Origin of the sequence: Nodosilinea sp. P-1105 (genome assembly GCF_012911975.1) — a bacterium.
Lineage (GTDB): Bacteria > Cyanobacteriota > Cyanobacteriia > Phormidesmidales > Phormidesmidaceae > Nodosilinea.
Window position 1 is genome coordinate 1 of record NZ_SMDQ01000038.1, and the last position, 22,310, is coordinate 22,310.

General features: G+C 55.9%; 16 protein-coding genes and 2 pseudogenes. 13 read left to right on the plus strand and 5 right to left on the minus strand.

Annotation, left to right across the window (positions count from 1 at the left end):
* The 9 genes and pseudogenes from E1H13_RS16005 to E1H13_RS28025 form a co-directional block, all read left to right on the plus strand.
* The coding region (locus E1H13_RS16005) for an IS1 family transposase (RefSeq protein WP_240966398.1) at positions 1-195 on the plus strand (195 nt) is incomplete at its 5' end.
* Positions 196-960: 765 nt separating this feature from the next.
* Positions 961-1,644, plus strand: a pseudogene (grpE, locus tag E1H13_RS16010) (nucleotide exchange factor GrpE); the annotation flags it as partial.
* 209 nt (positions 1,645-1,853) lie between these two features.
* On the plus strand, positions 1,854-3,791 hold the full coding sequence (dnaK, locus tag E1H13_RS16015) for a molecular chaperone DnaK (protein ID WP_169614472.1): 1,938 nt from the start codon (positions 1,854-1,856) through the stop codon (positions 3,789-3,791).
* A gap of 114 nt (positions 3,792-3,905) precedes the next feature.
* Positions 3,906-5,030, plus strand: a complete 1,125-nt coding sequence (gene dnaJ, locus E1H13_RS16020; RefSeq protein ID WP_169614474.1) for a molecular chaperone DnaJ — start codon at positions 3,906-3,908, stop codon at positions 5,028-5,030.
* Positions 5,027-5,284, plus strand: a complete 258-nt coding sequence (locus E1H13_RS16025; RefSeq protein ID WP_169614476.1) for a sulfurtransferase TusA family protein — start codon at positions 5,027-5,029, stop codon at positions 5,282-5,284. Before dnaJ ends, E1H13_RS16025 begins: the two co-directional genes overlap by 4 nt.
* A 33-nt stretch (positions 5,285-5,317) precedes the next feature.
* Positions 5,318-6,475, plus strand: a complete 1,158-nt coding sequence (gene rsgA, locus E1H13_RS16030; protein WP_169614478.1) for a small ribosomal subunit biogenesis GTPase RsgA — start codon at positions 5,318-5,320, stop codon at positions 6,473-6,475.
* A 62-nt stretch (positions 6,476-6,537) separates the two neighbouring features.
* Positions 6,538-7,551: an SGNH/GDSL hydrolase family protein gene (locus E1H13_RS16035; protein ID WP_240966668.1), complete on the plus strand. Its 1,014-nt coding sequence runs from the start codon at positions 6,538-6,540 to the stop codon at positions 7,549-7,551.
* Between the two features lie 221 nt (positions 7,552-7,772).
* Positions 7,773-9,317: a hormogonium polysaccharide biosynthesis protein HpsL gene (hpsL, locus tag E1H13_RS16040; protein WP_206070580.1), complete on the plus strand. Its 1,545-nt coding sequence runs from the start codon at positions 7,773-7,775 to the stop codon at positions 9,315-9,317.
* A gap of 63 nt (positions 9,318-9,380) precedes the next feature.
* Positions 9,381-9,886 (plus strand): annotated as a pseudogene (locus tag E1H13_RS28025) (Uma2 family endonuclease).
* A 239-nt stretch (positions 9,887-10,125) separates the two neighbouring features.
* Here the strand turns inward: E1H13_RS28025 and E1H13_RS16050 are convergent.
* Positions 10,126-11,688, minus strand: coding sequence for a TIR domain-containing protein (locus E1H13_RS16050; protein WP_169614480.1), 1,563 nt, complete (start codon positions 11,686-11,688; stop codon positions 10,126-10,128).
* 264 nt (positions 11,689-11,952) lie between these two features.
* Positions 11,953-13,974 carry a hypothetical protein gene (locus E1H13_RS16055; RefSeq protein WP_169614482.1) on the minus strand — a complete coding sequence of 674 codons (2,022 nt, stop codon included), beginning with the start codon at positions 13,972-13,974 and terminating at the stop codon, positions 11,953-11,955.
* Between the two features lie 327 nt (positions 13,975-14,301).
* On the opposite strand from E1H13_RS16055, the gene E1H13_RS16060 reads away from it, so the two are divergent.
* Positions 14,302-14,853 carry an O-acetyl-ADP-ribose deacetylase gene (locus tag E1H13_RS16060; RefSeq protein ID WP_169614484.1) on the plus strand — a complete coding sequence of 184 codons (552 nt, stop codon included), beginning with the start codon at positions 14,302-14,304 and terminating at the stop codon, positions 14,851-14,853.
* Between the two features lie 233 nt (positions 14,854-15,086).
* Here the strand turns inward: E1H13_RS16060 and recA are convergent, their stop codons facing one another.
* The 3 genes from recA to E1H13_RS16070 all read right to left on the minus strand — a co-directional run bounded on the left by recA (position 15,087) and on the right by E1H13_RS16070 (position 17,170).
* Complete coding sequence (gene recA / locus E1H13_RS16065) at positions 15,087-16,166, minus strand: recombinase RecA (protein WP_169614486.1); 1,080 nt, start codon at positions 16,164-16,166, stop codon at positions 15,087-15,089.
* 150 nt (positions 16,167-16,316) lie between these two features.
* On the minus strand, positions 16,317-16,445 hold the full coding sequence (locus E1H13_RS27700; protein ID WP_256378530.1) for a hypothetical protein: 129 nt from the start codon (positions 16,443-16,445) through the stop codon (positions 16,317-16,319).
* Positions 16,446-16,456: 11 nt separating this feature from the next.
* The gene (locus tag E1H13_RS16070; protein ID WP_240966670.1) at positions 16,457-17,170 is read right to left on the minus strand and encodes an ATP-dependent Zn protease; all 714 of its coding nucleotides are present in this window, start codon (positions 17,168-17,170) and stop codon (positions 16,457-16,459) included.
* Between the two features lie 431 nt (positions 17,171-17,601).
* Here E1H13_RS16070 and E1H13_RS16075 point away from each other — a divergent pair, with 431 nt between their 5' ends.
* The 3 genes from E1H13_RS16075 to E1H13_RS16085 all read left to right on the plus strand — a co-directional run bounded on the left by E1H13_RS16075 (position 17,602) and on the right by E1H13_RS16085 (position 22,274).
* On the plus strand, positions 17,602-18,540 hold the full coding sequence (locus E1H13_RS16075; protein WP_169614488.1) for a YihY/virulence factor BrkB family protein: 939 nt from the start codon (positions 17,602-17,604) through the stop codon (positions 18,538-18,540).
* A gap of 45 nt (positions 18,541-18,585) precedes the next feature.
* Positions 18,586-19,173: an adenylyl-sulfate kinase gene (gene cysC / locus E1H13_RS16080; RefSeq protein WP_347404173.1), complete on the plus strand. Its 588-nt coding sequence runs from the start codon at positions 18,586-18,588 to the stop codon at positions 19,171-19,173.
* A gap of 215 nt (positions 19,174-19,388) precedes the next feature.
* Complete coding sequence (locus E1H13_RS16085) at positions 19,389-22,274, plus strand: hypothetical protein (protein ID WP_169614492.1); 2,886 nt, start codon at positions 19,389-19,391, stop codon at positions 22,272-22,274.
* Positions 22,275-22,310 lie beyond the last annotated feature (36 nt).

A 22,310-nucleotide genomic window follows, 5' to 3' on the forward strand; every position in this document is an offset into this window, starting at 1 on the left:
ACCAGTTACATCGAGCGTTTGAACAACACGTTGAGGCAGCGGGTGGCGCGACTGGTGAGAAAGACCCTGTCGTTCTCCAAGAAGCTCGAGAACCACATCGGGGCCATCTGGCTATTCATCCATGACTACAATCGCTGCATCAGAGAGAAGCTGGCCAAGCAAGGTCATCCGGTCTTTTCCTCTGGCCTGCACTAAAATGCACTACCTGAATTAGCTTGTTGCCAAAGGGCGAAAAGCTACGCTGTAATACTAGGGCTCGCCGGGGGGAGGAGGAATTAGTCATAGTACTGACGCTAAGAATTGATAACAGAACAGGCCCAAAATCAAAAGCTGGCTTTTATGCAATATGCCCTAACCCAACGGGTCGCAATCGCCGGTTACCTGATCCTCAGATAAATTTTTACAGCTCTCTGTTCCTGCCATTGGATGCTCAGACTCGAAATATTGTGCATTAATTGCAGCCCCAACACTGGGTACCAGCACCGGTCTATGACACTCCACAGAGCCTCGACCGGGGCTCTAGGAAGTAAGACCCCTGAGGCTTAAATCCTGAGGGTAACTGAGGGTATGGGTGTGTAATTGGTATCGCCTGTAGGCCTGAATGCTTACCCTGTCTAGTTTCGATAATACCCTTATCCTATCTATCTGCATCATGAGGCTAACAAATGCTGAACGGTAAGGGTATGGCTCACTCCCCTTGTAGGGTGCTGTTAGGTGTAGCCGTAACGTGCTGCCCCATAAGACTTTGATGCGTTACCCTGACGCTAACGCAGCCTATAAATAAATAGGGCATTCTACTGACTGGGGGCAGGCGGATGGGGAAATAGGCGATAGAATTGGGGCGGTGTAGGTAGGGCAAACCGAAGACAAAACCCCTACCGCTTAGGGTAAAGTTGGGCCATTGTCCCGATTGATTTGTTGAGTTTATGGAGTTGGTTACAGATCAGCATGGTTGACGAAATGCATCAAACTGAAGACTATCAGGCACCTTCTCCACAAGATGAGCAAGAGTTACGGGTAGAAGACGCAGATGTAGACATTGACTTTGATGGAGTCATCAATGATGTCGCGGCTGTCGCGACTGAGGAGGCTGGAGCAGAGGGTGCTGCTTCTGAGACATCAGCTGAACCAGGTGGCGAAAGTAGTGCCGCGATCGCCGACTTAGAGCGGCAGATAGCCGGGCTTAAGGCTCAACTTGAAGAACGGTCCAGCCAGTCCATGCGGATTGCGGCTGACTTTGAGAATTATCGCAAGCGCACCAGTAAAGAGAAGGAAGAGTTAGAGGGCCAGATTAAGGGCAATACGATTACTGAGCTCTTACCCGTTGTGGATAATTTCGAGCGAGCTCGCTCGCAGATTAAGCCCCAAACTGAAGCTGAGATGACTATTCACAAAAGTTATCAGAGCGTTTATAAGCAGCTGGTAGAAACCCTGAAGCGGCTGGGTGTATCGGCGATGCGGGCTGAAGGCCAGGAGTTTGACCCTAATCTCCATGAGGCGGTGATGCGCGAGCCGACCGCTGCTCACCCCGACGGCACCGTGATTGAGGAATTTGTGCGGGGGTACCAACTGGGAGAGCGGGTGTTGCGCCACGCCATGGTTAAGGTGGCGGCTCCTCCAGAAGATGGGGCTGAGGCCGCTGGCGCTGACCAGACGACGACGGCTGAATAAGGGAAAGGGCCATGGCGGCATAAGAGTAGGTGTCAAAGCATGGACATTGGTTAAGTTCAACCTAGTGCGTAACTTTACTGGGGTAAGCGGGCATCCTAACCCCATTGGCACTGCTAAGGCAGCACTATCAGCCAGTGGCTTTGACATCTACTACATGACTTTTTAGTTGAGCACCGTGGACTATGGGTAAAGTAATCGGCATCGACTTAGGGACCACCAATAGCTGTGTGGCCGTGCTTGAGGGTGGACAGCCCGTCGTGATTAGCAGCACCGAGGGCGGCCGCACTGTGCCCAGTATTGTTGGCTTTGGTAAAAATGGCGATCGCTTGGTTGGCCAACTGGCTAAACGGCAAGCTGTGACCAATGCTGAAAATACGGTGTATAGCATCAAGCGATTCATTGGTCGTCGTTGGGATGACACCGAGATCGAACGTAGCCGGGTCCCCTATATGTGCACTAGCGGCCGAGACAACACGGTAGATGTCCAGATCCGCGACAAGGTTTATACTCCCCAAGAAATCTCCGCCATGATCCTGCAGAAACTAAAGCAGGATGCGGAAGCTTACCTGGGCACCGACGTCACCCAAGCGGTGATCACCGTGCCGGCTTACTTTACAGATGCCCAACGGCAGGCAACCAAAGATGCGGGTACCATTGCTGGGCTAGATGTGTTGCGGATCATTAACGAGCCTACGGCAGCAGCTCTCTCCTATGGTCTAGACAAACAAGACCAAGACCAAATGGTGTTGGTGTTTGACCTGGGAGGTGGCACCTTTGACGTGTCTATTCTGCAGCTGGGAGATGGCGTTTTTGAGGTAAAAGCCACCGCTGGCAACAACCACTTGGGGGGAGACGATTTTGACAACGTCATCGTGGAGTGGATGACAGCTGAATTTCGCAACCAAGAGGGCATCGATCTTTCTGCCGATCGCATGGCCCTGCAACGGGTCCGCGAGGCCGCTGAAAAGGCCAAAATCGAGCTGTCTAATATGGCGTCAACATCTATTAACTTGCCTTTTATTACAGCCGATGAATCCGGTCCTAAACATTTAGAGATGACCCTTTCCCGCTCTCAGTTTGAGCAGCTGGCCGCCGACCTAGTAAAAGCCACCCTAGAACCGGTCAAACAAGCCTTGAAAGATGCTGGTGTGGGGCCTGATCAAATTGATCGAATTCTCCTAGTCGGTGGTTCTACCCGGATTCCAGCTGTGCAACAGGCGATTAGCACTTACTTTAATGGCAAGGCTCCCGATCGCTCTGTGAATCCAGACGAAGCAGTTGCCTTGGGGGCCTCCATTCAGGCTGGGGTTTTGGGGGGCGAAGTCAAAGATTTGCTGTTGCTAGACGTGACGCCTTTGTCCTTGGGGATTGAGACCCTAGGGGAAGTCTTTACTAAGGTGATAGAGCGCAATACGACGATTCCCACCAGCAAATCCCAGGTCTTTTCCACTGCCACCGACGGCCAAACCTCCGTGGAGATCCATGTACTCCAGGGGGAACGGGCCATGGCGAAGGATAATAAAAGCCTTGGTAAGTTTGAATTGACGGGTATTCCCCCTGCCCCCCGAGGGATTCCCCAAATTGAAGTGTCGTTCGAGATCGATGCCGACGGCATTCTCAAGGTTTCAGCGTTGGATAAAGGTACTGGACGGGCTCAGAGTATTTGTATTACCAGCACAGGTGGGCTCAGCGCCAGTGAAGTGGAGCGGATGCGCCAAGAAGCTGAGGTCTTTGCCGATGAAGATAACCGTCGCCGAGCCCTGGCTGAACTGGTGAATCGAGCTGATAACCTGTTCTATAGCTATGAGGCTACCCTGAGGGATCATGGGGCGTCCTTGGACGAAGCCGCTAAGGCTAGTTTGGAAGAGAAAGCCAGCCAATTGCGGGCCGCAACCCATGACCCTGATATCCAGCCCCAAGACTTTCAAGCCTGCATTGATGCCTTACAGTCGGCGTTGTTTGCCGTTGGCTCTGACCTGTATCGAGAGGCGGAAGCAGACGATGACCTGGATATGCAAATTCCGGCTTCAGCCTATGAAGACGATACAACCGCTGGCTATGAGGATGATGACTTAGGGCTTGATGCCACTGTTACAGCGGACTACGAGGCGATCGATTAATTTTGTAAGGCTGGATGTTTGGGATGGACGGGTATCCCACCTGGTCAGGGGGGGATGTTGTCTTTAATATGGTTGAGAGTTTGACTGTTGCTGGAGTTGTCTAGGTAGCCCCCTATGGCCCGTGATTACTATGACCTTCTTGGTATTTCGCGCAATGCTGACCAGGATGAGATTAAGCGTGCATACCGCCGCCTAGCCCGTAAATATCATCCTGATGTCAATAAGGAACCGGGTGCCGAGGATACATTTAAAGAAATTAACCGGGCCTATGAAGTGCTTTCAGAGCCGGAAATCCGAGCTCGTTACGATCGATTCGGGGAAGCGGGGGTTGGTGGTGCGGCTGCGGCTGGCTATCAAGACTTTGGAGATATGGGAGGCTTTGCTGATATCTTCGAAAGCTTCTTCAGTGGATTTTCTGGCGGTATGGGTCAAGGGGGACGGCGACGGGGTCCTACCCGTGGAGATGACCTCCGGCTTGACCTAAAGCTGGACTTTAAAGATGCGATTTTTGGTGGTGAAAAGGAAATCAAAATCAGCCACTTAGAAACCTGTGGTACTTGTAGTGGCAGTGGGGCTAAGCCTGGTACCCGCCCCACCACTTGCGGTACCTGTGGAGGGACGGGGCAGGTACGGCGAGCCACCCGTACGCCCTTTGGCAGTTTCACCCAGGTATCGGCTTGTCCCACCTGTGGCGGCACGGGCGAGGTGATTGAGGACCGCTGCGATGTCTGTGGCGGTAGTGGCCAAACCCAGGAAACCAAGAAGCTTAAGATTACGGTGCCGGCTGGGGTTGACAATGGCACTCGGTTGCGGGTGTCTGGGGAAGGGGATGCTGGCCAGCGGGGTGGGCCAGCGGGCGATTTGTACGTGTATTTATTTGTCAGCGAAGATGCCACCTTTAAGCGAGATGGCATCAACATCTTGTCGGAGCTCAAGATTAGCTATTTACAAGCGATTTTGGGTTGTAAGCTAACTATCAATACAGTCGATGGCCCGGTAGAGATGGATGTGCCTGCCGGTACCCAGCCTGGCACCGTGCTCACCCTAGACAATCGCGGTGTACCTAAGCTGGGTAACCCGGTCAGTCGGGGAGATCATTTAATCACAGTGCGGGTAGAGATTCCCACACGGATGAAGCCAGAGGAGCGGGAGCTGGTGGAAAAGCTAGCGGAAGTTCGAGGGGAGCAAGTGAACCGAGGGGGCATTGAAGGATTTTTAGGGGGGCTGTTTCGCGGATGAACCATGTAGACTCGACTGCAACCCTGAAACCGGATGCATCGTTGGATTTGCGGGGTACCCCCTGCCCGATTAATTTTGTGCGCACCAAGCTACAGCTAGAAAAAATGCCCGTAGGGGCTGTGTTAGAGGTGTGGCTGGACGGGGGCGAGCCGGTGGAGCAAGTACCTGACAGCTTGCGGATGGAAGGTCATGTGATTGAAAGCTTGCGAGATTGTGCTGGCTATTTTGCGCTGCAAGTGCGGCGGGCTAGCTAGTCTATGAAGACTTTTCTGCCCCACGGCTCACCAATGCCCCAACTTGGAGACGGGGTCTGGGGAGTAGTGGTGGCTGTGCAGGCGAATTTCTATCAGGTGCAGATTGAACCCCAGGTTAGCTCTGGTCAGCGATCGGGCTCGACTGAGGATGCCGGGGTAACTGGGCTGGAGGTATCTCGGCAATTGCTCTGCACCCGGCGATCGCGCCTTAAGAAAATTGGCCAACAGGTGATGGTGGGGGATCGGGTGCGGGTCGACGATCCGGATTGGGCGGGCGGACGCGGGGCGATCGCAGCGGTTTACCCCCGCCAGACGATGCTGGATCGACCACCGATGGCCAATGCGGACCAACTGTTGCTGATGTTTGCATTAGCGGAGCCAGAGCTGGATCCTCAGCAATTGAGTCGATTTTTGGTCAAAGCTGAGGCCACAGGGCTAGCAGTGAGATTGTGCCTGAATAAGCAAGATTTGGTCTCTCTAGCGGAGCGGCAGCGGTGGCAAGCGCGATTGGCCCAGTGGGGCTACGAAGTCATGGTGATGAGTGTGCAGGCAGGGGATGTCCTAGAGGTGTTAAAGCCTCAACTGCAAGGGCGAATTACGGTGGTCTCTGGTCCGTCGGGGGTAGGAAAATCTAGCCTGATTAATCAGCTGATTCCCGAAGCTACTCTGCGGACGGGGGCGGTATCAGGTAAGCTTGGGCGAGGTCGCCACACCACCCGCCATGTGGAACTGTTTGAGCTGCCAGGGGGAGGCTTTTTGGCGGACACCCCAGGCTTTAACCAGCCTGATTTAGCGTTGACCCCGGCGGAACTGGGGGCCTGTTTCCCTGAAATTCGTCAGCGATTGGCCCAAGCCCCCTGTCAATTTAATGACTGTCTGCATCGGGATGAACCCGGCTGTGCTGTGGGGGCTGATTGGGATCGCCACGATATCTATTTGACCCTGTTGGATGAGGTCTTGGCCGCGGAGCCAGAGGCTTACCATCGTCAAGAGAGGGATGCGACCTTGAAGGTGAAGATGGGGGATATGGGGCAGGTCCACCATGAACCTCGGCTGCCAGCTAAGACCTATCGGCGCGTGTCCCGCCGTCGTCAAAACCAGACCCTCGATGAGTTGTGCTATGACCTTTCCCAGTCGGTGGCGGGGTTGGATGACTGGGACGATTTAGCGGTCGATGACGATTTGGGGTAAGGGGGCGGCCCAGGAAGCGGTATGAATGGTGTACGCTCTACTGGGGAACTGTGAGGAACGCCATGGCCATGGAGATAGCCCTATGGGGGTTGGTGGGGAGCTTGGCGGCGGTGGCGATCGCAGAACTGGTTTTGCGGTTTATCTATGGGGTAGGGAACCCGCCGCTCTATGTGGCCGATACCCGGTCTGGGTATCGCCTGGCTCCAAATCAGGCGCTACGGCGTCGGGGAAACTACATGGCGGTTAACCAATATTCCATGCGGGGACCGGCTATTGCCCCCCAGCCAGACAGCCACACCCTGAGAGTACTGATGTTAGGGGATTCTGTTGTCAATGGTGGCTGGTGGACCGATCAGTCGCAGCTGCTATCAGTGAGGGTGCAAGCGGCTTTGTCAGAGCAGCTATCGACCCAGGGACAGGAGGTTGAGGTGTTGAATGCCTCCGCTAACTCTTGGGGGCCGCGCCATGAACTGGGTTATGTGCGGAAGTTTGGCACCTTTGGGGCCCAGATTGTGCTGATGGTGCTGAATACCGATGATCTATTTGCGATCGCGCCTAATGCCTATGATCTAGGGCGTCATCCGGCCTATCCTACCCGGCGCCCGCCCTTGGCCCTGGGGGAGCTAGTGGCTAAGATCAAGCCCTACCGTCCCAGCCCCAGGCTGCAAGCCCTCTATGACCAACCCGGCGATCGGGTGGGGGTTAACCTGGAGGCGATTCGCCAGCTGCAACAAACGGTTAAGGCGGTCCAAGGCCGGTTAGTATTAGCCATGACCCCCCTAAAACGAGAATTAGGCCAGGCGGGTCCGCAAGACTATGAAAAAGCTGCCCGACAGCGCTTAAAGAACCTGACCCAAGCCCAAGCCATCCCCTATTTAGATTTTTTGCCTCAGTTGCAGTCCCTAGAGGCGGATTCCTTGTATCGAGACCATATTCACCTCAGTCCCGCTGGTTATCACTGGGTGGGGCAGCAGTTGGCCCAGTTTATTGCCACTGCGGGCAGCCCTTCTACCCCAGAGCCCTCGATCAGAACAGAGCCAGCGGCAATGGAGGATGTGCTCGGAGATCTCTGGTGATGTTGAACTGGTGATGTTGAGCTGGTGACATGGATGTTCAGACCCCGAGGGTCTAAAGTGGGCCAGGGGGCTAGCGCATCGGTAAAGTCCGTCAAGATCCCAGGGGGCTTGGACTCATTGACCATGAGTTTCGGGGCATCCCAGGGCAGACCCCTGGGATCTGTACCGGCGTTCTAGGGTCTCGGCTACAGTGGGGAGAGTGGTTAACTGACGACACCAGAATGGCGAGGGCAACCCAGAAATCTAGAGGGTTAGGGGTCAGTGCTGGGCCCCAGGCCCCAGCACTCCAGAGACAGTCGGCCCAGCCAGCCACCGGGGTGCATTGGGGGAGGGTGCTGGTAGTCGCCATCTTGGTGGGTCTTGCCATGGTGCTGGTGGGTCAGCCGCCGTTGGCCCTAGGGGCTACCGTAGCCGTGGCGGCGATGGGCGGGGCCTTTAAATATCCCCGTCAGGGGATTGTGGCACTACTGATTTATCTACCGTTTAGCGGCACGGTTACCTATGCCCTGGGAGGTAGCCAACTGTTGCAACTGGCTAAAGATCTGATCTATCTTCCAGCGATAGTAGGGGTCTGGTGCTTTTGTCGGCGGACTCGGCAACCCCTAATTCTACCGCCCCTGCTCAAGCTGCCGTTGCTGGGGCTGGTGGCCCTTTGCCTATTGATATTGGTGGTGGTGAATGGCGGTCAACAACTGGTCTCTGTTGAGGGAGAGTCGCCGCTGTTAGTGGGGGTGGTGGGGCTCAAGGTGCTATTGGGCTATGTGCTGATTATTCCTTGGATATATTATGGGCTGCGCGATCGCGATCAGCTGTACCGTCTATTCCGGTTGCAGGTGGGGTTGATTTTAGTGTGCTGCGGCCTAGGGCTCATTCAGTTTTGGTTGCTCAGGACTGGGGTTTGCCAGGGGACGGTGGGGGAAGGAGAGGCCTTGTTTAGGGCATCCCTGGAGGCCCGTTGTTTTGTAGGGGGGGCCCTACTGTATGCCCCTGAGCAGGGGCAAATTCGACTACCAGGTACCTTTAATGCCCCCTGGCAGTGGGGCTGGTTTTTGATTTCTGGCAGTTTTTTTGCCTTTGCCACGGCGTTTTGCGATCGCAGTCCCCTGTGGCGCTGGATAGGGCTATTGACCCTGGGCACAGTGGGCATCATGGCGGTGGTGTCGGGTCAGCGCATCGCTATGGCCCTGGTGCCGTTGACCGTGATTGGGCTACTGCTGGTGACCGGGCAAGTGGTTAACCTGAAGCGGGTGATTCCGGTAGGGATAGGATTGGCTTTGGTAATCGGTACCTTTGTGGCCCAAAACCCGGCGATGGTCAGCGATCGCTGGGAGAGTTTCCAGGACCGCTGGGTGGCTGCTCCCCCTCAGACCTTTATGGCGCAACAGTGGCAATGGGCTTGGGCCGAGCAACGGGGCTTGCTGGGCCGTGGGGTCGGGCGGGCCACCAATGCAGCCCGCCTGTTTGGGGAGACTGAACTGGTGGAAACCTATCATCCCAAACTGCTGTATGAGCTAGGCCCCCTAGGGTTACTGGCGGTGGTAGTCCTTTATCTCACCCTGGCGATCGCGGTATGGCAGGCCTATGGTTCTCTGAATGATCCGAGTTTGTCTGGCTATGGGGCGGTGATGGCCATGTTTGTGCTGTTTATTAGCCTGTTTCCCTATTACTATCCCCTAGATGTGGATCCGGTTAACATCTATTACTGGTTGGCAGCTGGCATTGTGCTGAAGCTGCCGGTGATTGAACGGCGGGAACAGGGCGCTTGAGGCGACTGGAGAGTTGCTCGACCAGGCAAAAGAGAAATTACCAGCGGTACGGCGGTTAACGTCATGGTTATGCAGCCTGATTTGTTTCAAGCTATGGCCACGCATCGAAGGACACCCGACCATAACGACATCGCTGGAAATTTGCCGGTCACCTTGAAAGCAGCCCTACGGGGCAAACCCTATCGCACGTTTATAGTAGACCAACGGTTATGGATTCCGGCTCGTAATACCTACACCTTCCAGATATTATGGTGGTGCCTCAGCCGCTTCAGTTGCAAATGGGGCGCACCGATACGGTGACCAATCCTGGCTTTATCGCTGAAGTGCTGTCGAACTCGACCAAGAGCTACGATCGGGGGGACAAGTTTCTGACTTACCGCACAATTCCAACATTTCAGGAATATTTGTTGATAGACCAGTACAGGGTTCATGTAGAACATCATGTTAAAACGTCGCCGCATCAGTGGCTGCTCTCTGAGTATGCTTCACCAGATGTGAAACTCACGTTCAACACGTTTGAATGCAACGTAACCATTGCAGACCTCTACGAAAATATTGAGTTTGACTAGCTGTTGAAATAGTCAGCATATTACGTTTAGCTTTAGGCCACATTGAAGGGTTGCGCGGGGAATGAAAACGGCTGATTGAGGGTGCCGCTGTATAAGCGATCGGGCCGCTTGCCGCATAATTGAGTTTTCAGGAGGCCAATAAAGCCGTTACAGTTTCATCAGACATAAACTGACGAAAATCCAAAATTTCGACTGATGGGGTAAAGAACCCAGGGATCTCGACCTACTGTCCCGATGCTCTAGGGGCAAAACAGCTCGCCCTCAGCCAGCCCGGTATCGGCCCCTGAACCCTCCGCTAATAGCGAGGGCCAGGGCCACACCCGTACCAGGGTGGAGCCACTGACACTGCCGACTTGAGTACCATCAGCATTAAACCTGACCCGTTGCACCGGAGCCAGATGGGAAATGCAGCCCACTTCTTGGCCCACCATGTCCCAGATGCGTAGGGTCTGGTCGTCGCTACCGGTGAGGATGTGTTGCCCATCAGGGCTAAAGGTGAGGCTGCCAATGGGTCGGTTGTGCCGAATTTGGGGAGGTTGCCGCATTGGGGATTCCAGAATTTCGGCCAGATTCCACAAGCGCACAGTGCCATCTTCACTGGCTGTACCCAGCCAGCGGCCATCGGGGCTAAAGGCGGTATCGGTTAGCCCAGCGGTGTGCCCGGTCAGAGCCGCTACTTTGGTATAGTCATCGCCGTCGATGGCCCAGATATGCAAGACACTATCGCGGGTGGCCACGGTCAGCAGGGTTTCGTCGGGGCTAAAGCCCACATCGGCCACATCGGCCACAGTCCCCCAGGCTAAGGCTGTGCCCCGACTGGGAATATGCCATACTCGCAGGTCAAAGGTTTCGGTGATCGCTGCCACAAACTGCCGGGAGGGGCTAAAGGTAATTTGCCGTGGGTTTTCTTGCCCCAGCAGGCGAGCTAAGTCTGGGGGCAGGCTGGCTAAACCAAAGGCCAGACTGGTTTCGGTGGTGCCCATGCGAGCTTGTTGTTGACTCAGCAATTGGCTTTGGGTCAGGGTTTGGCCTTCGACCGCTAGCTGGTGGGCAAAAGCCAGTTTGCTCTGTTGCTCGGCCAGATTACTCTGCTGGATCGCCCGCTGCCGCTGTTGCCAGGCGATCGCAGCAGCCGCCAAGGCTAGGGCTGCTAGGATGGAAACACTGATGCCGAAACGCCGCAGCCGACGCCGTTGCTGCTGCTGTCGCCGGGTTTCTGCCTGACGACTGTGGTACACAAAGGACCGCTGCAGGGGGGTGGGGCTGGGGGATTTTTCACTTGCCTCGGCTAGCCAGGTTTCGGTGGTTTCTAGGTCTTGGCCCCGCAGCAGATAATCTTCGGTCTGATCGTGGGTTTGCCACTCCCGCGATCGCACCAATAGCCGAGTATGAAACTTGACGTAGTCTAGGTCAGTGTCTAACCCTTCCACGAGGGCCTTGAAGGCGGTATCAAAGTCATCGGTGTGACGAAAATAAAGCCAGTTGTGCCGCCGCAAAACCGCAGGCACCTGTTCCTGGGCAAATCCATCCCGGTGCACAATCGGCATCAGCCGCTTATGGTGGATCGCGGCGTAGTCCACCTCTTGCAAGCACACTTTTGAAACCAGCGAATCTGGGCTAATCACAAAAATAAACATGTGTGCGGCTTCGATGCCCGTCTGAATCTCTTGCCACCAATCGGCGGTGAGCGGGATATTGTCCCAATCCACCCAGGCGTCGTACTGGCTGGCCATCAACGCCTGATGTAGCACTTTCACAAAGTCTTGATCGGTGCGGGAGTAGGAGATGAAGACATCTGACATGGGACAGGTGTCCTAGGAAGGGGGGTTTTAAGGATAGATCGGGATGGGGAGGGTGGGGAGTGGGGGAGTGATGGAGTGGGGAGGTGTAGACGCGGAGCGGCTTCCTGCAGGGTAGGGTGGATGGGGAAGTGGAGGATATCGGATATCAGAACCCCCTTCTGGGAATGGTAGGGGTGGGTTATTCGGGTTGGCGATTTGTGGCTTTTCCGTACAACGTTCACCTTGCACCTCTCCTCTTCGTTCTTCCCTCTTCGTTCTTCCCTCTTACCCTTTACGCAGGGTGCCTTGAAATATGCGCTGATTGATGGGAGCGGTGGTGGTGGGTTCTAGCCGTAGGGGGCCTGAGTCGGCGGGGTTGGGGGTGAGGGGTTCGTAGGCAATGGTGACGGGAAAGTCGCGCTGCTCGAAGATGGCTAGGAGTTCTTGGCGGGGGCGATCGCTGGGGTCAATAAAGGCGGGGTCGTAATCAAAGAAGGCCTGGGTTTGGCCCTCTACTTGTATGTTTCTGACCCGCATTTGTTCGTCATAGGTCAGGGTGTAGTTGATCCAGTCGGGTTGTTGTTCCCCTAGCTGGATGTGGTCTTTGATCACGATGCGGTTGGTGACGCTAAGGGTGTAACGGCTATCGGCGGGGTTGTCGTCGGCAAAGTAGAGGCGTTTGCGATCGCCTTTGGCGGATAGGGCAACTCGCTGACCGGCGGGTAGGGTTAACCCGCTCAGGTCAAATCCTGAGCTTTTCGACACCTGCCGCTCTGTGCGCGAAAATCCAGTTTCTGGGGTAGACGAATCAAACTGATAGACCCGAGTGTCATCGCTCAGGTGAATGGACATCTGGGGAATGGCGGTGGTCCGATTCGCCACAAAGGTCAGCTCTGGGCCGGTGGTGGTGGGCACGACGTAGAGGCTGAGGGACTGATCAGCGGGCAGCCTGAGTCCAGCGAAACTGGCCGTATAACCGGGGCCTGTCAGGTGTAGGGTGGTGGGCTGCGGTTGAACGGTGGGAATGCCAGTCAGGGTGACTTGCAGGGGTTGGTTGAGGCTCTCGGCGGGCAGGTGGTAGCTGGCGGGCACATCTCGGTTGAGCCCGCCTTTAAAGGGCACCAGGTCAACCGGTGCTTTGACCGCCGGGTCTAGGCTGAGGTCATAGGGCATAACCGAGAGTTGCCCTTCACCGATTAAGGTGATGTCGATGGTTGGGGCTGGGGCTGTCTCGGGTTCAGGGTCGAGACCACAAAAGGGGCAGCTAAAGGCACCTTGCACAGTTGGGGCCGTATCCGTCTCTGCCGGTAGCTGCCGCCAGGAGAGTTGGGTTAAATCTAAGTTTTTGCTCTGGGTGTCCCCCTGGAAGGTGGGGCCATTGGCCGTGGGCTGGTAGGTCCAGGTGTCGGTGGTGGTGTCAAACTCGATGTGTAGGTCGGTGGGGCTAGTGGGTCGCCCCAGGGGATAGTTGCTGTCGTACACATAAACCCAGTATTTACCGTTCTCCCGCTCCTCTACCTGATAGGGGGTGAGAGCATGGCCTTCGGTCAACGCTCCCTGGATGGTACGATAAACCCCCATGGTGAAGGGATCGAGGGAGCCGGTGAGAAAGACGTTGAGGATGGATAGCAAAATCTGAGTGGGGGTGAAGGTATCGCGGATCACCTGGGTGGGTTGAAACACCTCGGTCACCCCCTGCATCAGAAACAGGTTGGCAATGAAAGCTTGCAGGTCAAATAGGGTACGGGCCAGGCCAAACACCGTACGCCCCAGCAAAAAATTAATCAGTTGCTGCCACCAGGGGAGTCGCGGTTGCGATCGCGGTTGCCATAGATCTAACACTGCGGCGGCCATGCCCTCAGATATGCCCTGATCCAGTCGGCCCAATTGGGTGTTCAGCCAGTCGTGGGCGGCGGCAGTCAGCAAACAGTTGCGCCCGTCCTGGGCAATACAGACTTGGGTGCCAAACAATCGCTGCATTTGGCCCGTCAGCACCTCTTCCCAGTCCTGGGCATGGCGATCCAGGTCGATGGCATCGATCAGCTCTTGGTTGGAAAACTGGAAGGTGTTAACCGTAGGGTAAAACTCAGCTAGGGACACGGTGCCCCCTGGGTGCTGGTGCAACTGAGCCAGCAGATCTATGGTCGGGATGACCACCTCGGCGCCAGGCCTGTTGCTTGAGGGGGTAGCTGCCCCCAGGGCTGCATAGGGCGACAGTTGGCCCAACACAAAGACCGCCAATAGTCCTAGGGCCAGCCAGCGTACTCGACGAAGAATTCGGTTCTGCCGCATCATCAGCTTTGCCACCGTTGTGTTTGGTGTTTGGTCCCGAGTGAGACGCTTATTGTCCTGGGTTTGCTCCCAGATATCACAGCGGTCTGGGACAGTTGGTACAGTGGGCTGTAAATCTGCATAGTTCGAGCGATCGCATCCTCAAGACCCGTGACTTTTGCCAATGATATTGCATTGTTACCGAGGTTGTTGATTGCCCTGGCGAGTGTCAGTCGACAATCCTTCAACTTATCTATCACTAAATCTTGATAACTAAACCGCCCCTGGTACTCTGTGCAGCAGGGGTTATTTAATGGGCAATAGGAACCAATGTTGTTGCTCAGGAAGTTGGAGGTCGCCGTCATGCCCACCCCCGATCCGTTGAACCGCCTAGTGGTCGTGCAGGGTGACATTACCCGTGAAACCGTTGATGCCATTGTCAATGCGGCCAATGAGTCACTCCTGGGGGGTGGCGGGGTAGATGGTGCCATTCATCGCGCCGCCGGGCCGGAACTTTTGGCGGAATGTCGCCAACTGGGGGGATGTCCTACCGGACAGGCAAAAATTACCCGGGGTTATGACCTACCCGCCCCATGGGTGATTCATACCGTGGGGCCGGTGTGGCAAGGGGGGCAACACCATGAGGATGAGTTGCTAAGCTGCTGTTATCGCAATAGTTTGACCCTTGCTGTGGAGCATGGCATTCGCACCCTGGCCTTTCCAGCCATTAGCGCAGGAGTTTACGGGTTCCCGCTGGAGCGAGCCGCTGAGATTGCGATCGCCACTGTAGCCGCCACCCTAGACCAGACCGCTGAAGACGATACCGCCCAGATTACCCAAGTGCGATTTGTCTGCTTTAGCGATCGGGCTTCCCAAATCTACCAGACGGCACTGGCGGAGGTACTGGACCCATAGGCAATGCCTGGGGCCAAGTTAGCGTGCCGGTACAGATCCCAGGGGTCTGCCCCAGCGCAGGGTCAAGTTTGAGATTTAGGATTGACAGATGTAGAGATTTTGCAGGGTCAAGGTACCGAAATCCCCTCCCAGGAGGGGAACACCCTGCCCTTTCCTGCGGAACGCTTTTCCTCGGAACGCTTCGCGAACGCGAACGGGCAGCCCTCCGTAGGAGGGAAAGAAATCAGAAATCCTTACTCTTCTTCTGCCAAAGCTGCGGTTGTTTCGTCCTCTGGCTCGATGTCCATAGCCACATCTCCTAAGCCACCAATCTCCAACTTGGCTTTCACCTGGGCTTCTACTTTCTGGGCAAACTCAGCATCCTCTAGCAACCGCTGAATCGTATTTTCGCGGCCCTGGCCGATGTTGTCTCCTTCATAGCTGTACCAAGCTCCCCTGCGGGTAATCACCCCATGTTGCTCGGCCAAGTCTACCAGACAGCCCATGGTGGAAATCCCCTGGCCGAACAAAATGTCGAATTCCCCAATCCGAAAAGGTGGAGCCACTTTATTCTTGGCCACTTTAACCTTGGCGCGAATGCCATATTCTTCGGTGCCCTTTTTGAGGGTCTGAATGCGCCGAATATCCAGACGCACAGAGGCATAAAACTTGAGGGCATTCCCCCCCGTGGTCACCTCTGGATTGCCATAGGAAATCCCGATCTTTTGCCGCAACTGGTTCAAGAAGATAACGGTGCACTGGGACTTGCCGATGCTGCCCGTAATTTTGCGTAAAGCCTGGCTCATCAGGCGAGCCTGTAACCCCACATGGGCATCCCCCATTTCCCCTTCAATTTCGGCCCGGGGCACCAGGGCGGCTACTGAATCCACGACCACTAAATCTACAGCGGAAGATCGCACCAGTTGGTCAACCACCTCTAGCCCCATTTCCCCGGTGTCCGGCTGAGACACCAATAGTTCTTCAATATTGACCCCCAGGGCTGAGGCATAGATTGGATCGAGGGCATGTTCAGCATCAACAAAGGCAGCCACGCCGCCCAGCCGCTGCACTTCCGCCAAGGCATGGAGGGCAACGGTAGTTTTACCAGAGCTTTCAGGACCATAGATTTCAATCACACGACCTTTGGGCAAACCACCCCCCAAGGCCAGATCCAAGGTCAACGCGCCAGTGGGGATAGTTTCCACCTTCATTCGGGCGGCATCCCCCAGGCGCATAATCGAGCCTTTGCCAAAGTTGCGCTCAATTTGATTGAGCACCATGGACAGGGCTTTTTCCTTTTCGCTTTGCTCTTTATTGCCTTTTCGTGCTGCCATAGTTGCCTCAGTGCTACGGGGCATCGGTTCTCACCCTCTGGGAAATATTGCCAGGCTTTCAGTATAGTACGCCTGCACTAAATTGCAAGCCCCATTTTGAGCCCTGCTACAGCCATTACGTCATTTGGCGGAGTGATGGCGAGTGGTTGGTTAGTCTTGGTCTTTAGTTTTGGCGTTAGACCTGGGCCAGCGAGCCCCCATTTCAGTGGTGGCGGACCACACCAGGTAGAGCACCAGTAGGGCAACACCGCCTAAAAATGGAATCAGATCATCGGGCATGGCTGCAAACCTCAGGAAAGCGTAGCGTCCACCAAGGGGCGATGGTGCTCGATGATTTGACGGCAGGTGGCAACTGGAGAGCGGTCTGCCATCGCTAACACCAGGGCGTCAAAGGCTTCGCGATGCTTCTCAATCAACGTTTTGGCTTGTAGGGTAGCCCAGCGGCGCTTAATCACGCCTTCTGCCGCAGGACGATTGAGGGTATTCCACAGCATGATCAGCGCTCGGGTGTCATCGTCACCCCCGATGGCGTTGCCGTAGACGAGCTGCTCGGCAGCGGTGCCAGCCATCCACACCTGACAATAGCGATCGATCCACTGGGGGGTGATTTGGCTGGGTTCCCCCTGGGAATCGAGGTGGTTGAGCCCAAAAATTACCCCTCCCTGCCCTGGCAGCCCCTGTTTCCAGGCTTCCCAGGTGGTGAGCGTGTAGGCCTCGACCGGGATGTCTAACAGGACAGCGGTTAAGAAGTGCCCAGCTTCGTGGTGCAGGACCCGCTGACGATGGTCTGGGGACATCCAGGCCAAAGCATCCATTAAAATGTTGCCGATTCGCCCTTGCAGGCCCAACTGATCCAGGGTGATCATACCGAGGCCCCCAGCGGCGACAGTGGCGACCACCAGTGGTGATAGGTTGACCAATGGCCCCAGCAGGCTGGCCATGGTCATGACGAAAATGATCACAGCAATGGTGTTGAGGGTGGTGTCGCGCATGCAATCAGTCAAGGTGAACAGTTACTTGGGTTGAGCCGTAGCCGATACTTGGCGCTGTGGTACTTAGCGCTGCATTATGCTCAATCATGGAGGCGCTTTAGCAGCATGTCCCTGCCTAGTCGCCCTATAAACAACGTTGTCTTATGGTAGCAGTATGCCAGCTGAGGGGCATGAACCCCAGGGTTTGGCCGGGGGGCAGGCTCAACTGTGGCCCCAGGGCCATGTCCCAGGGGGTGGGTAAAACCCTAATGGAATCATGACGAATCGCAGAGGATTTGGCTGAATATACTTCACTCGCTTGGTTTTATGCCAATCTAGGTAGCTGCATGGAGCACTTTCAGCGGTCGAATTGGGTCGGTACAATGGTGAAAAGACGGTTAGCGCAGTTGAATCATTGGCGTCGCGCTTGGGCGGTCGCCCACCACTGGATTAATAGTTCTGTCATGCTCGATTTCATCAAATACCGGGTGGGTCAATCTGCTTGGGCCAAGCTAATGGGCCGCACCTTTCTGAAATGGCAGCAGGATGACTGCCTAGAAATGGGGGCTGCCCTAGCTTACTATGCGATGTTTTCGTTGTTTCCGCTGATGTTGGTATCGTTGAGTATTGTTGGTCTGCTAATTGGGCCTAACACGGTGGCTTTCAATGCCATTTTGACCTTTGCCCACGAGGCACTGCCCCCCGATGCCTTCTCGATTGTAGAAACAACCTTGGTTCAGTTCCATACCCGCAGTTACCAGGCCAGCATTATTGGCTTTAGTATTTTGCTGTTTGCCTCCACTGGGTTCTTTGGAGCATTGAGTCGTTCCTTTGACAAAATTTGGCATGTACAACCCCGCCATCAGCATCTAAATCCTCTGGGGGCGCTGGCTCTGACGTTTCTGTGGCGACGCTTTTTAGCGTTTTTACTGGTGATTAGTTGCAGTGGTTTAGTGTTTGTCTCGCTGGTGTCTAACATTGCCATAGATACCTTTTTGCGATTGCTAGAGGAGTTCAACCGCTTTTTCACGGTGGTCACGATTGACCAAGTCCAGCTACTGCCTTGGCTGCGGTTGGGGGTATCGTTTGTGACCTTAACCTTAGTGGTCATGGTGCTCTACAAGGTTTTACCAGGAACCAAGGTGGCGTGGCGAGATCTCTGGCTGGGGGCGCTTTTTACGGCTTTGTTGTGGGTGATGTTGCAGCAGCTGATTAGTAATAGTGTGATTAGCTTAGGGAGTCGCTTCCGATCCTATGGGGTTGTAAGCGGCTTCATGGTGTTGATGTTATGGATTTACCTGACCAGTCAAATTTTCTTTTTGGGGGGCGAGCTCACCTACGTCTATGCCCATTTGTTTGGTAGCCGCCGAGGATCGAAGCGGTTAACCTCGAAGCATTCATGAAGACTGGCGGCAGAGTTGACCGGGGTATTCGCCATTTCATACAGTATAAAATCGACGCAAACTGTTAGGAGTAACGAAGTCCCCATGAAACAACGCGGTGTCACCATTTGGTTTACAGGGTTGAGCGGATCTGGAAAGTCAACCATTGCTCGGGCGGTGGAGGCTGAACTGCGCCAGCGGAGTTGCCAAATCGAGGTGCTGGATGGGGATATTGTGCGCACTAACCTGACCAAGGGGTTGGGGTTTAGCAAGGAAGACCGAGACGAAAATATTCGCCGCATTGGCTTTGTCTCTCACCTGTTGAGCCGCAATGGGGTGTTGGTACTGGTATCGGCAATTTCCCCTTACCGGGATATTCGGGATGAGGTGCGCGATCGCATCGGTGATTTTGTCGAAGTCTATGTGGATGCCCCGTTGGGTGTGTGCGAAGATCGGGATGTGAAGGGGCTGTATAAACGGGCCAGGGCTGGGGAAATCAAGCAGTTCACTGGTATCGATGACCCCTATGAAGCGCCCCTGAACCCGGAGGTGCACTGTCATACGGACCAGGAAACCATTGAAGAAAGTGCCGCCAAGGTGCTGGGCAAGCTAGAGGCTATGGGCTACCTGGAGGCTCCGGCAGCGGTGAACTAGGACCACCTGGCAGAAATACGGCCACCTTTACAGAGGGTGCCAGTACAGAGGGTGTCAGGTTCTAGGTGCCAGGTATCGGGAATAGTGGGCCGACTGATGCCACAGAGGATGAGGGCTCGATGGCGTCAGCCTGGCCTCTGGTAATTCGGCGGGTAGAGTTCTACCGGGATGGGGGTGAGGTACCGTAAACATAACGGTTGCCTCACCCTTGCCCTATGGATGCTCCTGGCTTATCTTCTGCTGTCATTGCTGCCTTGATTGTGGGGCTACTGCTGGCGTTTGCTTGTCAACTACTGCTGGCCGGGTTGGGGGTTGCTTTGGGGTTGACCCTGTGGGGGCGGTCCTTAACGTCTGGGGCTGAAACCTCTGGGGCTGAAGTTAGGGCCGTAGACAATCACGCCCCTGAAGCCAGTACATCGGATAGCACCGTTGAGCATCCTGTCAGCGACTCGGCAGCGGCGGCAGAGGAGTCCTCGGCAGCTGGTCTGTCCCCAGGGAGGGTGGGCTTGGTGGTGGGTCTGGGGTTGCTGCTCACCATCAACGGTGTGGTGTTTGTTGCCTGCTACCTGGCAGTACGATTTTGCGATCCAGATGAAGTCTATGCCGGGGCCATTTTGGGCCTGATGATTTGGGCCGCCTACGCCCTGGTGATGACCTGGCTGAGTGCTCGCACCGCAAATTCGGTGGTGGGGCTGGTGGTGAGTTCAGCGGTGGCGGGGCTGCGGCAGGTGTTTGAGGGGGCGCGATCGCTGTGGCAAGCTACCCTAGGCCGCCCAGAACAACCCTTGGATGCCGCTGAGACCAGCGATTTGGTGCGTCAGGAAATGGCGGCGGCCTTGGATAATCTCGATATCCCGGCCCTGATTGAAGATTATGTGGACACCCAGTTGCCCACCACCCAGCCCCCGCCGGTAGACACCCTGCCCAGCTTATTTCAGCAGTTGCTCCAGGAAACAGGCCCTCTGCTGCTACCCCAGGACCAGGGAGCAGAGCAGGAGATTCGTAGCACTGTAGCCCAGTGGGTGGCTCAGCAGGAGGGGATTCCTGAACCGGCTGCACCTGACTTGGTGGACCAGCTAACGACGATTTGGCAACACCAGATGAAGCGGTCAAACCCTAATTTGCGTCGCTTAGAACTGCGGCTGAGCACGGCTAACCTGGAAGACCTGAGCCCTGAGCAGCTGCGCCAGTGGTTCACTGAAGTTGAGCAGGGGACCGAGCAGGAGACCGAGCCGGGGGCCGACACCGACACCGACACCGACACCGACACTGACACTGACACTGACACTGACACTGACACCGATCCCGGCCTGATGGCCCAGGGGCTGGTAACGGTGAGTCGTCAGCTAAAACGCACTCTGCGGCAGCGGCTGGATTTAAGTGATCTGGATGTGCAGACCGTTTGGAGTCAGATTAGCCCACTGCTGTCAGAATGGTTGGCTGGGGATCATGATCCTCCCCTGGCGTTGACCAACTCGACCGTGCAAGACGATGTGGAGGACTATCTGAGTACGGTGCCCCCCTGGCGGTTTGCCCCAGAGATTTTAGAGCCAGAGTTTCGCCAGGTGTTGGTGGACCCGGATGCCGATGCAGACTTGGTCAAGGGCCAGGTGGCGGTCTTAAATCGAGATCAGTGGGTTGACAGCCTGGAACAACGGGAAGACTTGTCCCACCAACAGGTTCAAAGCATCGCCACGACCCTAGAGGCAGTGCAGCAGTCGGTGCTGGCCAACCTGGACAGCGATGGAGAACCCCTTGCCAAGGCTGATGTGGCCGCCCTGCACCAGGGGTTAGAAAACTATTTGCGCTACACCAACCTGGGCCAAATTACCCCAGACACCCTGGAGCAAAAACTGGCAGCCCTGACTGCCGATCTCACTCCCGCTCAGTTGCAACAGACCCATCTACCGATGGCTACCCTGACTGACATTCTGCACCGACGACGGGGGCTGGACCCCGATCAGGCCGACCAGTGGCTACGACATTTGGAACAATGCTGGCAGCAGCGTTCTAGGGAGGAGGAAACCCTGACCACCGCAGATATCGCCACAGCGACGGATCTTGTCCGCCAGGCGATCGCGACGGGCACTTCCAGCGATGACCTGCTGCCTACCCTGGACGCGGAACTGGGATCACCCCAACGGGCACGTCAGGCTCTGATGCAGATTGACTGGCCCACGGTGCGATCGCCCCTACTCCAGCAACCCGACAGCTCCCCTGAGGGGGTGGATGACAGCTTGCAGCAACTGCAATCCACCCTAGCCACCACCCTCAACCCGCCCCGGCGTTGGGTTGTGCGCCAGGCGGATGTGGCCCAAGATCTTGGGTCTAACCTGATGGACTATCTGGTCCACAGCCCGGTTGAGCAGCTGTCCCCCCAGGCCATAGGCCGTAATCTGACCTGGCTGCTGCGCCATTCTAGCCTCAGCCAAAACCCCCTGGAAGGGTTTCAGGCAGCCCTGATGGAGGAGGTGAACCGTCTAGACTGGGACGCCCTGCAGCAGGCCCTGATGCAACGTAAGGACCTGGCCGCTGACCAGATTAGTACCATCCTAGACCAGCTTAAGTCGATTCTTGGTCAGGGCCGCGATCGCACCCAAGCCCTGCTAGCACTGGTTTTAGACCAGGCCCAAGGGGCCTGGCACCAGGCTAGCCAGATTGACCTAGACCGCAATCAGCTGAAGGCCGATCTACAGGCGCTGTGGCAAAATCCCCCGGCCGCCCTAGCCGGCTTGACTAACCCCCTCACCTTGATCGATCGATCGGGTCGCCTAGCCGACACCCTGGCTGATCTGAGTCAGGATCTGTTGGACCAGGTGCTAGCCGCCCAGGGGCAGGTGTCGGATACGATACAAATGCAGACCCAGGGATTTAAGACCTGGGCGCGATCGCGCCTAGACGCCGTAGAAGACGATATTCAAAGCCGCCAGCAAGCCGTCAAACGTATGGCCCTGAATCGGATCAATGATGCCCGAGGAGTGGTCGCCGCTGCCGCCTGGTGGCTCGTCGCGATCGCCCTTACCTCTGCCACCACCGCCGCCACCGCTGGCATCCTGGCCGTGACGGGAGTCCCAGGGGCGATCGATTGGTTGAATTGGTAGGGGTGGGCAAAGGGGACAGGGGATAGGGGAGAGGTG

What these genes read in the sequence shown, in the direction of transcription:
- dnaK (WP_169614472.1), top strand. Translation starts at nt 1,854, where the DNA reads ATGGGTAAAGTAATCGGCATCGACTTAGGGACCACCAATAGCTGTGTG.
- E1H13_RS16035 (WP_240966668.1), top strand. Translation starts at nt 6,538, where the DNA reads ATGGCCATGGAGATAGCCCTATGGGGGTTGGTGGGGAGCTTGGCGGCG.
- E1H13_RS16025 (WP_169614476.1), top strand. Translation starts at nt 5,027, where the DNA reads ATGAACCATGTAGACTCGACTGCAACCCTGAAACCGGATGCATCGTTG.
- E1H13_RS16060 (WP_169614484.1), top strand. Translation starts at nt 14,302, where the DNA reads ATGCCCACCCCCGATCCGTTGAACCGCCTAGTGGTCGTGCAGGGTGAC.
- E1H13_RS27700 (WP_256378530.1), bottom strand. Translation starts at nt 16,445, where the DNA reads ATGCCCGATGATCTGATTCCATTTTTAGGCGGTGTTGCCCTACTGGTG.
- E1H13_RS16085 (WP_169614492.1), top strand. Translation starts at nt 19,389, where the DNA reads ATGGATGCTCCTGGCTTATCTTCTGCTGTCATTGCTGCCTTGATTGTG.
- recA (WP_169614486.1), bottom strand. Translation starts at nt 16,166, where the DNA reads ATGGCAGCACGAAAAGGCAATAAAGAGCAAAGCGAAAAGGAAAAAGCC.
- dnaJ (WP_169614474.1), top strand. Translation starts at nt 3,906, where the DNA reads ATGGCCCGTGATTACTATGACCTTCTTGGTATTTCGCGCAATGCTGAC.
- E1H13_RS16050 (WP_169614480.1), bottom strand. Translation starts at nt 11,688, where the DNA reads ATGTCAGATGTCTTCATCTCCTACTCCCGCACCGATCAAGACTTTGTG.
- rsgA (WP_169614478.1), top strand. Translation starts at nt 5,318, where the DNA reads ATGCCCCAACTTGGAGACGGGGTCTGGGGAGTAGTGGTGGCTGTGCAG.
- hpsL (WP_206070580.1), top strand. Translation starts at nt 7,773, where the DNA reads ATGGCGAGGGCAACCCAGAAATCTAGAGGGTTAGGGGTCAGTGCTGGG.
- E1H13_RS16075 (WP_169614488.1), top strand. Translation starts at nt 17,602, where the DNA reads ATGCTCGATTTCATCAAATACCGGGTGGGTCAATCTGCTTGGGCCAAG.